General features: G+C 58.1%; 9 protein-coding genes. 4 read left to right on the plus strand and 5 right to left on the minus strand.

Annotated elements, in window-relative coordinates:
• Positions 1–32 precede the first annotated feature (32 nt).
• From ACO07T_RS10365 to ACO07T_RS10375, 3 genes are all read right to left on the minus strand, one after another.
• Positions 33–698, minus strand: coding sequence for a glutathione S-transferase family protein (locus tag ACO07T_RS10365; RefSeq protein WP_209058445.1), 666 nt, complete (start codon positions 696–698; stop codon positions 33–35).
• Positions 699–768: 70 nt separating this feature from the next.
• Complete coding sequence (gene mtgA / locus ACO07T_RS10370) at positions 769–1,494, minus strand: monofunctional biosynthetic peptidoglycan transglycosylase (protein ID WP_422049331.1); 726 nt, start codon at positions 1,492–1,494, stop codon at positions 769–771.
• An 86-nt stretch (positions 1,495–1,580) separates the two neighbouring features.
• The gene (locus tag ACO07T_RS10375) at positions 1,581–1,949 is read right to left on the minus strand and encodes a DUF4189 domain-containing protein (RefSeq protein WP_422049332.1); all 369 of its coding nucleotides are present in this window, start codon (positions 1,947–1,949) and stop codon (positions 1,581–1,583) included.
• A gap of 290 nt (positions 1,950–2,239) precedes the next feature.
• On the opposite strand from ACO07T_RS10375, the gene ACO07T_RS10380 reads away from it, so the two are divergent.
• The 3 genes from ACO07T_RS10380 to ACO07T_RS10390 all read left to right on the plus strand — a co-directional run bounded on the left by ACO07T_RS10380 (position 2,240) and on the right by ACO07T_RS10390 (position 6,010).
• A complete protein-coding gene (locus tag ACO07T_RS10380; protein WP_422049333.1) occupies positions 2,240–4,018 on the plus strand; it encodes a methyl-accepting chemotaxis protein in 1,779 nt (592 codons plus the stop codon).
• Between the two features lie 349 nt (positions 4,019–4,367).
• The gene (locus ACO07T_RS10385) at positions 4,368–5,534 is read left to right on the plus strand and encodes an ImmA/IrrE family metallo-endopeptidase (RefSeq protein WP_422049334.1); all 1,167 of its coding nucleotides are present in this window, start codon (positions 4,368–4,370) and stop codon (positions 5,532–5,534) included.
• Entirely contained in the window at positions 5,531–6,010 is a 480-nt protein-coding gene (locus ACO07T_RS10390) for a DUF4411 family protein (RefSeq protein WP_422049335.1), read from the plus strand. Before ACO07T_RS10385 ends, ACO07T_RS10390 begins: the two co-directional genes overlap by 4 nt.
• 277 nt (positions 6,011–6,287) lie before the next feature.
• On the opposite strand, the gene gltB is transcribed toward ACO07T_RS10390, so the two are convergent.
• Together gltB and ACO07T_RS10400 are read right to left on the minus strand one after the other, a co-directional pair.
• Complete coding sequence (gltB, locus tag ACO07T_RS10395; RefSeq protein WP_422049336.1) at positions 6,288–10,826, minus strand: glutamate synthase large subunit; 4,539 nt, start codon at positions 10,824–10,826, stop codon at positions 6,288–6,290.
• Between the two features lie 212 nt (positions 10,827–11,038).
• Entirely contained in the window at positions 11,039–12,475 is a 1,437-nt protein-coding gene (locus tag ACO07T_RS10400; RefSeq protein ID WP_422049337.1) for an NAD(P)-dependent oxidoreductase, read from the minus strand.
• 219 nt (positions 12,476–12,694) lie between these two features.
• Between ACO07T_RS10400 and ACO07T_RS10405 the strand changes: the two genes are divergently transcribed.
• On the plus strand, positions 12,695–13,271 hold a 577-nt coding region (locus tag ACO07T_RS10405; protein ID WP_422049338.1), incomplete at its 3' end, for an undecaprenyl-diphosphate phosphatase.

Consider the following 13,271-nt stretch of genomic DNA (forward strand, 5'->3'; position numbering starts at 1 on the left):
CGAGGGGGCAAACAGCCCCCTTCTCCCGTGTCTTAGAAATCCAGATCCGCATAATGCGCCGGGGGCGGGAAACCCGGCACCTGATCCGCCAGAATCGGCCGAAATGCCGGACGCGACTTGATGGTCGCATACCAGTCTTTCACCACGGCAGAGCGGTTCCAGTCCACGTCGGAAATATAGTCCAGCGCACTCAGATGCGCAGCGGCGGCAAAATCCGCCAGCGTCATCATATCCCCGGCCAGCCAGCGGCGGTGATCAAGCAGCCAATGCATGTAGTCGAGGTGATATTTGATCGCCTTGGCCCCGGCCTTCACATTGGTGCTGTCGGGATAGCCTGTGCCCATCAGCTTGCGATTGACACGCTCATAAAGCAGCTTGGAAGTCACCTCGTGATGAAACTTGTCATCAAACCATGCCACCAGACGCCGCACCTCATAACGCCCGTCCGCATCTTTGGGCATCAGCGCGGTCTCCGGATATTTCTCTTCCAGATACTCACAGATCGCCCCGCTCTCGGCCATCATCTTGCCGTCCATCTTCAGAACCGGCACCTTGGCCGCCGGGTTGCGGCGCAGAAAATCCGGATCCTGCTCCCAGTAGCGCTCCTCGACCAGCTCCACCTCAAGCCGCTTTTCCCCCATGCAGAGGCGCACTTTTCGACAGAACGGAGACAGGGGAACGTGGAACAAACGGTTCATCAGCAAGGTCACAGTGCAATTGAATCTGATTTTGGGCTTTGATCCTCAATGCCCTGCGAAAGCGCATTTTTCAATCCGCAAAACACGCATCCCGCCCGTCTGCGCGTATGGTTGCCGCCCCATCCAGGATCGCAGCAGCCCGCTTACGCAGCCCCGCCGTGGGCTTGCTGGCAGAGCGCCCCTTCGGATTGGGCAACACCGCTGCCAGCCGCGCCGCCTGCACCGCAGTCAGATCTTCAGGGCCAACACCAAAGTAATGCCGCGCAGCGGCTTCCACGCCAAAGACACCTTCGTCAAACTCCGCCACATTGAGATAGATTTCGAGGATACGCCGCTTGCTCCAGGCCATCTCAACCAGCGGCGTCATCAAGGTCTCCAGCGATTTGCGCAGCCAGTTGCGCCCTTGCCAGAAAAAGACGTTTTTGACGGTCTGCTGGCTCAGCGTGCTGGCCCCGCGTCCCGCGCCCTCTTCGATCGCACTGCGGATCGCGCGCATGTCAAATCCCCAGTGCAGGCAGAAATTTGCATCCTCAGCCGCCACCACAGACCGGCGCATCACCGGCGCAACCTCTTCAATCGGCACCCATTGCCGATCAATGCTGCCCAGCCGCCGCTTCTCGCCAACCATGGTCCATGTAAAAGGCGGGTTCACCACCGCGTAAAGCAGCACGGACAGCACCACAAAGGCGGCGCCCCAGATCGCCAAACGCCGCAGCCAATAGCGCAGCCGTTTCCACTGGCGCTTCACCAGACCGGCATCTGACTTTTTGCTGCTCTTTTTCTTGCTCTTGGCCATGACCCTGCCACGTGTTTTACGCATAGGGAGTAGAGCTTCGGCCCCGCCCTGACAAGTCAGTCACGCAATGCTTTGCCAAGCGCCGCCTATGGCGAGCAGGCCCAGGCCCGCACCTCACAGCCCGCACCGTAGTTCTGACAGAAGGCCAGCGCCACATCCTCGGCGGCCATGCGCGAATGGCTTTCGCCAAAACCCCATTGGTCGCGATCACCCTGCGCCATCGCTCCGCAGCCGTTGAAAAAGGTCTTCACCGTGTCGCAGTTGTCACCACAGATCGCCTGCACCCGCTCTCGCGCCATATCCTCGGAATACTGGCTATAGGCATAGCCACGCGCGCCTTCTGGTCCGACTCCCACAGCCCCCCAACAGCGCGCAAAGCCACATTGCTGCGCCTCAACTGGGGCCGTGCAGGCCAAACTTGCGATCATCAGCGACAGAACACCCCATGGTTTCATAATGCGTCACCTCCATCTTCAACGGTGGCGCGACATTCTGTGCACGCGGGACTTACTGGGCCACCTTAGGCCTCATGCGGTAAAGATTTGGTAAGGCGTGATCTCCCAGCACACATGCCTGAAGGCCGGGTGCAGGCTTTGTCACGTCACGTCCTTTAGGTTGAACCCCAAAGTCCCATTTACCCGAAATTAGGACGAAATCCGTAGGCCTAAGCTAGCGTGAGGCAGAAAGTACTCTGCTGTCTCAATGAGAGATTTGTCGAAACGTCCTAAGTTTGGAATGCGCATTCATGAAGTTATCTGCCCCGAAGTTTGTTTCAAAGCTCAGCGCCAAGCTCACCGCTGTCATGACCATTTGCCTGTGCTCCACCGTCATTGTCGGCGCGACCCTGACCTATGAAATCTCCCAGCTGACCCGCTTCACCGAAGCGCTGTTTGAGAAAGAATACCAGATCGCTGCCTCCCTGCGCGACGTGGAAACTCACCTCGTGACCATCAACCGCGACATGCTCACAGCGCTTGTCGACACCTCGGCAGAAACCCATGAGGCCGTTTTTGAGGATGCCAAGGCCAGCGAGGCACTCATCAACACGCTTCTGACAGAGATCGAACAGCTCGCGCCTGCAAACGCTGAAGAAATCGCCAACCTGCGCAGCGCCGTGGAAAACTGGCGCCCTCTCTGGCTTGGCGTATTCCAGATGGCGGCCAACGGCGGGCATGAATTTGCTTACGAGGCCTTCCGCACCCACGGCCCGACCCAGCTCAACGACATCCGCGAAGCCCTGAGCGCCATCCGCACCGCCTCTGACGCCTCCACCGCCGCCTTTGTCGCTGATGCTGCCGCCACAAAACAACGCGCCTTCCTCATCGCCGCCCTCATCATGATCGGCGCCATCGCGCTCAGCATGGGTGGCGGCTACGTCCTGCGCCGCTCCATCGTCTGCAGCATCATCGACCTCAACACCGCCATCGGCAAACTCGGCGCAGACCAGCTCACCGAGCAAACCCCGCACACCGGCCGCCGCGACGAGATCGGCGACATCGCCCGCACCGTGGAGCGGCTCCGCGTCCGGCTGCAAGACGGTGCCGAGGCGCAGGAACGCGAGGCCGAATCCCAGCGCGGCAACGCTCTGGTGGTGGATGTGCTCAGCAAGGCGCTCACCGATCTCGCCCAAGGCGATTTCCGCAACGACGTGAATATCTTCCTGCCCGAAGCCCACAAGAAACTGCGCTACAAAATCAACGACGCTCTCATCGGCCTCAATGATGTGGTGGTGCAGGTCGGCGAAGCGGCGGAAAATATCCAGACCGAGATCACCGAGATCAACACCGCCACACAGGAGCTCGCCCACCGCACCGAACGTCAGGCCGCCACGCTGGAACAGACCACCACCGGCATCGATCAGGTCACCGACAGCGTGAAAGCCACCTCCCGCAACGTCGACACCGTGAAAGACGCCGCCATGGGCGCCCGCGCCGACGCCGAAGACAGCAGCCACATCGTGCGCGAAACCGTGCAGGCCATGGCCGAAATCGAGCGCTCCTTTGCCGAGATCAGCCAGTTCATCGGCACCATCGAAGACATCGCCTTTCAGACCAACCTGCTCGCGCTCAACGCCGGCGTCGAAGCTGCCCGCGCAGGGGATGCGGGCAACGGGTTTGCGGTTGTGGCATCCGAGGTCCGCGCGCTGGCTCTGCGCGCCGCCACTTCGGCGTCCGAGATCAAGGAACAGGTCGAAACCAGCAGCCACCATGTGGAAAAAGGCGTCGAGCTTGTCGGCCGCACCGGCGCGTCACTGGGCGCGATTGTGGATCATGTCTCAGGCATCGCGGAAATGGTCGCCGACATTCACCAATCCGCCAAAGATCAGGCCGCCTCGCTGGGCGACATCAACGCCTCGGTCAATCAGCTCAACAACGTGACCCAGGAAAACGCCGCCATGGTCGAGGAAACCACAGCGGCCAGCAATCTGCTGAATACGAATGCCGTGCAGCTCACCGAGCTGGTGGGGACATTTAAAACCCGTCCGGTGGAGGAGGAGCCTGAGCAACAGCAGATGTCGGCGTGAGAGAAATTGTCTGATAAACTTGTATCAAACGTGATCAATGGCAGAAGAACGCTGAAAAGACTAGGGTACTCAGCGAGACCGAAACTCATGCAACCTCAGCCTTCCGAGTAAGATGTGCAAAGCCAAGTGTTAAGGTCCTACGATATCAGTTCAAATTGGAAGGTAGCCCACTACGCATCATCAAATCGCTAGTCGCTGAAAACATGAGTTCGAGCACAGAGCCGAAGGCCTAGCATTGTAGTAAGATAGAATTGTAGGCTTGACGCAACACTTATAAGGAGCCTGCATCTTTATAGTTTACACGCCTGAAAATAAACTCGCAAATTAAAGCGGAGAAACGGGAGATCACATGGCACAGGTAGCAATATCGCCTGACGTGCTGGAATGGGCGCGAAAGCGTGTTGATATGCCATTCGATACGCTCTCCAAACGCTTCAAGAAATACCCCAACTGGCTCGAGGGGCAAGGCGGCCCGACATTCAAGCAGCTCGAAACTTTGGCCAGCGTGCTTCGATTACCGACGGGTATGTTTTTCTTGCCAGAACCACCGGAAGAAAAACTCCCACTACCTGACTTCAGGCGTATGGCTGAGGGCGGCTTTCAACGTCCGAGTGCCGAATTAATTGACACGATCCACATTTGCCAACGACGTCAGAGGTGGTATCGCGAGCACCTTGCAGGGTCCGGTTCTGACGTAATAGCGTTCGTTGGCTCCGCCGATGTCGGCGATCAGCCCGGCGTAGTAGCCGGACATATTCGAACAGCTTTGAAGCTCGAAATCGGTAGCCGCAATGAGGCGTCCAACTGGGAAGACTTCCTGCGTCAGTTTATTGCACTTGCACGGGAAGCAGGTGTTCTGGTTATGATCAATGGCGTGGTAGGGAATAACACCCACCGCACTTTAAACCCAAGGGAGTTTAGAGGATTTGCTATTTCCGATCCTTTTGCCCCGCTAGTGTTCATCAATGGTGCTGATACCAAGGCCGGGCAAATCTTCACTCTTGCACATGAACTAGCCCATATCTGGATTGGCAGGGGTGGTGTAAGCAACAGTTCCGTAGATGATCTGCCAGAACACTTTGAGCCCGACTTCAATGTGGAGCGCTTCTGTAATGCTGTTGCGGCAGAGATTTTGGTTCCGATGGCACAGCTCTCCAATATGGACCTGCCGGAGGATGTCGATCTGGCAAAATCCTCAATCTCTAAAACTTTCAGGGTAAGCACATTAGTTGCGCTCCGGCGTCTGAAGGATCTTGGCAGATTGTCACATGACGATTTCCAAGGCGCCTACGATGCCGAACTTGATTTTCTAAAGAAGAGGGCAAAACAAAGGAAGTCTGGAGGCGGCGACTTTTATAATACGATGGGTGCAAGGGTAGACCCGCACTTCGCATCAGCCGTAATTTCGGCGGCGCTTGAAGGTCAAACGCTAATGGGTGATGCGTTTGAACTTCTTAGCATCAAAAACTCGACCACCTTCCGAAAAGAAGCAATGCACCTTGGAGTGTTAAGTTGACGCTATTATTAGACTCTAACGCGTTCCTCACACCTGCAATGACGTATTACGCATTCGACATCTGCGGAAGCTATTGGTCTTGGATCGCACAGGCAGCTGCAGCCGGTGACGTCAAAAGCATTTCTCCAGTAAAGCGGGAGCTGTGCCAAAAGGACGACCAAATCAAGAATTGGATCGGTATGCACGGGGCTGACATCTTCATGCCCGACGATTCCGCCGTAAGGAATACAATGGCGCAGGTTTCGATGTGGGCAAACTCCAACGGCTATACCACTGCGGCAGTCGCTGAATTCTTGAGCAAGGCCGATTCGTATCTCGTGGCTTACGCCATGCTTGGCAGGCACGAGATCGTAACACTCGAAACCAGCGCCCCTGGATCAAAGAATAGGATCAAAATTCCGGACGCAGCCAGCGCGCACGGGATTTCGACGATAACGCCCTACCAAATGCTTCGGCAGAATGGCGTCCATTTCTAGGAAGAGACGGAGATCCTGCAAAATTAAAAGTTGCTATCTAAACGTCTGATCCGCCGGCACAACTAACAATTTACAGTGGTGTTGCTTGAGATCTCCGAAGGTCCGCTGTTGGAAAACATCTCCTGTGCTTCGCATCTGCAGTGTCGTGAATATTGCTACAGCCTCTAATGTCTCGTTTTAGCACGAAAATAGACGCAACCAGCTACCCCCGCCCCCCCAAACAAAAACCCCCGCCAGCCAGCGCCAGCGGGGGTCTTTTTTCGTCTCTATCCCAGCCTTATTCCGCCGGAACCGCTGTTTCCTCAACCGTCAGAGGATGCGGGATATGCACCAGCATTTCTTTCGGGCAGACCTGCAGGAAGTTGGCTTTTTCCACATCCCAGTGTTGCAGGATGTCGCGTGCCTTGGCGCTGCCGGTCTCGGCCACATGGCGCTCGATCAAACCCTTAAGCTGATCTTCCCAGTGCTGCACCGTCACCGGGCAGGTCACCAGCGTTTCCATGTTCATGACGTCCTCGGCTTTGCCTTCCGGATCATAGAGATAGGCCATGCCGCCGGTCATGCCTGCGCCGAAGTTTGCGCCGATCTCGCCGAGGATCACGGCCACGCCGCCGGTCATGTATTCACAACCACAGGCGCCACAGCCCTCGACCACCACTTTTGCACCGGAGTTGCGCACCGCAAAGCGCTCGCCTGCGCGGCCCGCGGCAAAGAGATGCCCGTCGGTGGCGCCATAAAGCACGGTGTTTCCGATGATGGTGTTCTCGGCCGCTGTCAGCGGGCTCGCCATGGGCGGGCGCACCACCACGGTGCCCCCCGACAGGCCCTTGCCCACATAGTCGTTGGCATCGCCGGAGACTTCGATCTTCAGACCCGGAGCCGCAAAGGCGCCCAGAGACTGGCCCGCAGAGCCGGTGAGCTTCACGGTCAGATGGTCTTCCTGCAGCGTGTTGCGCATGCCGAAGTTGCGCACGATGTGGCTTGAGGTGCGTGTGCCCACCGTCCGGTGCGTGTTCTGCACCGCATAGGAGAGCTGCATCTTCTCGCCTTCCTGCAGGAAGCGCGCCGCATCCCGCACGATTTCCGCATCTAGCGTGTCAGGCACGTAGTTGCGGTCTTTGTCGCGGTTGTAGACGATGTCATGTGCGCCATCGACGGTGATCAGGAGCGGGTTGAGATCCAGATCATCCAGATGGGCAGAGCCACGGCTCACCTGCGCCAGCAGGTCGGCACGGCCAATAACCTCATCAAGGCTGCGCGCCCCGATGGAGGCGAGGATTTCCCGCACTTCCTGCGCGTAGAAGGTGATCAGGTTCACCACCTTGTCCGCAGAGCCGGTGTATTTCGCACGCAGGCTTTCATCCTGTGTACAAACACCAACCGGGCAGGTGTTGGACTGGCACTGACGCACCATGATACAGCCCATCGCGATCAGCGCCGCGGTGCCGATTCCGTATTCCTCAGCCCCCATCATCGCCGCCATCACGATGTCACGCCCCGTGCGCAGACCACCATCGGTCCGCAGCGTGACCCGCTCGCGCAGATTGTTCATCGCCAGCACCTGATGCGCCTCAGTGAGACCCATCTCCCACGGCAGACCCGCGTGTTTGATCGAGGTCGCCGGGCTTGCCCCGGTGCCGCCATTGTGACCCGAGATCAGGATGATGTCGGCCTTCGCCTTCGCCACCCCGGCCGCAATCGTGCCCACACCGGAGGAGGCCACCAGCTTCACCGTCACCTTACAGCGCGGGTTGATCTGCTTAAGGTCATAAATCAGCTGCGCCAGATCTTCGATCGAGTAGATATCATGGTGCGGCGGCGGGGAAATCAGCGTCACGCCTTTGGTGGAGTGGCGCAGACGGGCGATCAGGTCGGTGACCTTCATCCCCGGCAGCTGGCCGCCTTCACCGGGCTTCGCACCCTGCGCCACTTTGATCTCCAGCTCTTCACACTGGTTCAGATACTCCGCGGTCACACCAAACCGGCCAGACGCCACCTGCTTGATCTTCGCAGAGGGGTTGTCGCCATTTGGCTCTGGCACAAAATGCGCCGGATCTTCGCCGCCCTCACCGGAGTCAGACTTCGCGCCAATCCGGTTCATCGCCACGTTCAGAGTTTTATGCGCCTCAGGCGACAGCGCCCCCAGCGACATACCCGGCGTCACAAAGCGCTTACGGATCGCGGTGATGCTCTCCACTTCCTCAAGCGGCACAGGCTTGCCGATTGCCTTGATGTCGAGCAGATCGCGCAGATGGATCGGCGGGTTCGCTTGCATCTTTGCGGAATACTGCTTCCACAGCTGATAAGACGCGCGGTTACAGGCCGCCTGCATCATATGCATGGTCTGCGCGCCCCAGGCATGGGTCTCACCAGATTTCCGCGCCTTATAAAAACCGCCAATCGGCAGCACATCCGTGCCCGACAGGAAGCCTTTGGCGTGCACCTCTTCGATCTTCTTCTGAATGCCGCTCACACCGATGCCGGAAATCCGGCTGGTCATGCCGGGGAAATATTCCGCACACATCGCACGGGACAGACCCACCGCCTCAAAGTTCAGACCACCACGATAGGAGGAAATCACCGAGATCCCCATCTTCGCCATGATCTTGAGGAGACCCTGGTCAATCGCCTCACGATAACGCGCAACATTCTCGGTCAGCGTGCCATCCGCCAGACCGCGCTCGATGCGATCCGCCAGCGTGTCTTCTGCCAGATAGGCGTTCACCACGGTCGCCCCTGCACCGATCAAAACGGCAAAGTAATGCGGGTCGATACATTCCGCAGACCGCACGTTCAGCGAGCAGAAGGTCCGCAGACCCTTGCGGGTCAGATGGCTGTGCACCGCGCTGGTGGCCAGGATCATTGGCATCGCGACCTTATCGGCACCCTGCGCCTCATCAGACAGCACAATGTGGCCTGCACCGGAACGTACCGCGTCTTCGGCCTCTGCCCGAATGCGCTCAAGACCCACCTGCAGCGCACGGGAATCCGCGCCCGCCGCAAAGGTACAGTCGATGCGCACCACCGTGTCGTCAAACGCCTCAAGCAACCGCGCGAACTGTGCGTTGGCCACAAACGGGCTGTCCAGCACAGCGATTTCGGTCTGGCTGCCGTCCTCATCCAGCACGTTCTTCAGATTGCCAAAACGGGTCTTCAGCGACATCACGCGGTATTCGCGCAGGCTGTCGATCGGAGGGTTGGTCACCTGAGAGAAGTTCTGACGGAAGAAATGGCTCAGCGGACGGTACATGTTGGACAGAACCGCAGACGGGGTGTCATCGCCCATCGAGGCCAGCGCCTCTTTGCCATCCTCAGCCATCGGCGCAAGGATCTGCTCGATCTCTTCCATGGAGAAGCCCGCCGCGATCTGACGCGCACGCAGCTCTTCGCCGGTGAAGGTCGCGGTTTCCGTCACCGCATCCAGCTCACCTGCCAGATCGCGGATCTTGCCAACCCATTCGCCATAAGGCTTGGCATTGGCCAGTTTGTCCTTGATCTCCGTGTCGTGGTAGAGCTTGCCCTCTTTCATATCCACAGCCAGAAGCTGGCCCGGACCAAGCGCGCCTTTTTCCACCACATTGGCTTCATCGATCGGCACCATGCCGGCCTCAGAGCCGGAAATCAGCAGGCCATCACCGGTCACGACATAGCGCATCGGGCGCAGGCCGTTGCGGTCCAGACCCGCACAAACCCAGCGACCATCGGTCATCGCCAGCGCGGCAGGGCCATCCCATGGCTCCATCACAGAGTTGCAGTAGGAATACATGTCGCGCCACGCCTGCGGCAGCTCAACCGCCTGCTTGGACCAGCTTTCCGGCACCAGCATGGTTTTTGCCATTGGTGCGGAACGGCCCGCACGCACCAGAACTTCAAACACACCGTCCAGCGCGGCGGAGTCAGACGCCCCACCCGGCACAATCGGTTTGATGTCTTCGGCGTAGTCGCCAAAGCTGTCAGACGCCATGCGGATCTCATGGCTCTTCATCCAGTTCAGGTTGCCTTTCAGCGTGTTGATCTCACCATTGTGCGCCAGCATGCGGAACGGCTGTGCAAGCCACCATTGCGGGAAGGTGTTGGTGGAATAGCGCTGGTGATACAGCGCAAAGGCACTTTCAAAGCGCTCATCCATCAGGTCGGGGTAGAACACCGCAACCTGCTCCGCCAGCATCATGCCTTTGTAGATGATCGAGCGGCAGGACAGCGATGCAATATAAAGTTCACCGATATTGGCCGCCAGCGCCGCCTTCTCGATGCGGCGACGGATCACATAGAGCTCACGCTCAAAAGTGTCTTCGTCCACACCCTTGGAGTTGGAGATCAGGATCTGCTCGATCTCCGGGCGGGTCGCATTGGCTTTTTCACCAAGACAGCTCACATCCACCGGCACATGGCGCCAGCCATAGATGCGATAGCCCATCTTCAGAACTTCGGTTTCCACGATGGTCCGGCAGTGCTCCTGCGCGCCGAAATCTGTCCGTGGCAGGAAGACCTGACCAACCGCGATCAGCTCGTCTTTGTTGGGCTCATGGCCGGTGCGTTCGATCTGGTCGTAAAAGAACGGCACAGGGATCTGCACGTGAATGCCCGCGCCATCGCCGGTCTTGCCGTCTGCGTCCACCGCACCACGGTGCCAGATCGCTTTCAATGCGGTGATGCCCGCTTCCACAACCTGACGGCTGGGCTTGCCGTCAATGGAAACCACAAGACCCACACCACAGGAGGAGTGCTCTTCTTCTTCGGAATAGAGGCCGTTCTCCGCCATCCACTTGCGTTTGGCTTCTTCGGCTCTGACCCAGTTCTGATCAAATTTGGTCATTCGCTATCTCCATCATTTGCACCGGGTGTCCCGCAGTGGGGTGGCACGTGGCCTTTTTCCGGCGAACTGCGCTGTCGGCTCCTCAAGCCAGTTTGGTCAGCGCTTATGTCTTATTTACTTTTGCCTGCTGTTTTCGGCACCGTCGCGATACAGTCGCAATACCGACGCGATACAGACAGTCGTTTTTTGCCCTTTTCCGAGCGCGTTAACGATTACTCAGCAGCCACAGCTTGCGTTGCGCCAAAGCGTTCGATGATCGCATCTGCGCAATCCCGTCCGTCTTTGATCGCCCAGACCACAAGGCTTGCACCGCGCACGATATCGCCCACCGCATAGACGCCATCCAGATCGGTGGCGCCGGTGGTGAACTGTGCTTTCACGGTGCCCCAGCGGGTCACTTCCAGCTCAGGCTGACCCCAGAGGGTTGGCAGGTCTTCCGGCTCAAAGCCCAGCGCCTTGATGACCAGATCCGCGTCTTCCACGTAATCCGCACCTTCGATCACCTCAGGGCTTTGACGGCCTGATGCATCCGGCTGGCCGAGGCGCATCTTTTGCACCATCACACCCTCTACGCGGTCACCACCGGTGAAGCCTTTCGGGGCGGACAGCCAGACAAATTCCACGCCTTCCTCTTCGGCGTTCTGTGTCTCGCGCTGGGAGCCAGGCATGTTGGCCTTGTCGCGGCGATAGAGACATTTCACGCTCTCAGCGCCTTGGCGGATCGCGGTGCGGACACAGTCCATCGCGGTGTCACCACCGCCGATGACCACAACCTTTTTGCCCTCTGCATTCAGCTCGCCGCTCTCGATCTCAGGCACGGTGTCGCCAAAGTTCAGACGGTTGGAGGCGGTGAGGTAGTCAATCGCTTTCACGATGCCCTCTGCACCGGCGCCCGGGCCTTGCAAATCACGGCTTTTGTACACGCCAGTGGCGATGATCACAGCGTCATGCGCATCGCGGATATCTTGGAACGAAATGTCCTCACCCACGTTGCAGTTCAGCTTGAAGGTCACGCCGCCATCTTCCAGCAGCTTGTTGCGGCGCATGACCACGTCTTTTTCCAGTTTGAAGCCCGGAATGCCGTAGGTCAGCAGGCCGCCTGCGCGGTCATAGCGGTCATAGATGGTCACCTGGAACCCTGCGCGGCGCAGACGGTCTGCGGCGGCCAAACCGCCGGGGCCCGCGCCGATGATGCCTACGCTCTCGCCACGCTCTTGGCTTGGCGCCAGCGCTTCCACCCAACCGTTTTCCCAGGCGGTGTCGGTGATGTATTTTTCGACAGACCCAATGGTCACAGTGCCATGGCCGGACTGCTCAATCACACAGTTGCCTTCACACAGACGGTCCTGTGGGCAGATGCGGCCACAGATTTCCGGGAAAGTGTTGGTGGCTTGGCTCACCGCATAGGCCTCTTTGAGGCGGCCGGTCGCCGTAAGGTTCAGCCAGTCCGGGATATTGTTGTGAAGCGGGCAGTGGCTCTGACAGTAAGGCACACCACACTGGCTGCACCGACTCGCCTGCTCTTCCGCCTTTACCTTGGCGTACTCCGCATAGATCTCATTGAAATCTTCCTTGCGCACCGACGCATCACGCTTCTCCGGCATATCGCGCTCTACGGTCACAAATTTCAACATAGGTTGCTTAGCCATGCCAGCTGCCTCCAGATTTTTCCAGTCCCGGCTGTCTAAAGAATATTCAATCGGCATAAAAGTCAGTAAGACTGACTTTTATTCTGGTTTTTTGATGTTTTTGAGTAATCGGATCAAAAAAAAACCAAATTTTAGGTCCGAACAGTGCTTAAATTCTATATTTCCCTTGAATCACTGGCCAATTATATCTGAGTCGTTCAACGCGAGGTCGCCCCTATTATGGCACTTTTTCACATATTTTTGGTGGCAATCATTCAAGGCCTCACTGAGTTTCTTCCAGTTAGCTCCTCAGGGCACCTGATTCTCCTCTCAAAGCTGACTCCTCTCCCGGATCAGGGACTCGCCATAGATGTCGCCGCACACCTCGGAACTCTCGGCGCTGTCGTCATCTATTTCTGGGCGGATGTACGCGGCGCTGTAGCTGGCCTCCCGCGCCTTGCAACAGGCAAACGTGACACTCCCGGCGCGCGGCTCGCGTTTCTGCTGATCATCGCCACACTCCCAGTTATCGCTACGGGGTTGCTGCTCAAACTCAGCGGTGTCGACGAAGCCATGCGCTCCGTCGCAGTGATAGGATGGACCATGATACTCTTCGGTCTGGTGCTTTGGTGGGCCGATCGCTTCGGGGCGCAGATCAAAACCGAAGCGGATTGGAACCTCAAAGACGCGTGGAAAATCGGCCTATGGCAAGCCATCGCGCTGATTCCCGGCACCTCGCGATCAGGTATCACCATCACAGGGGCACGTCAGATGGGCTATGCCCGCAAAGACGCTGCCAAACTCGCCATGCTCATGT

Source organism: Shimia sp. (assembly GCF_965227725.1).
Lineage (GTDB): Bacteria > Pseudomonadota > Alphaproteobacteria > Rhodobacterales > Rhodobacteraceae > Shimia.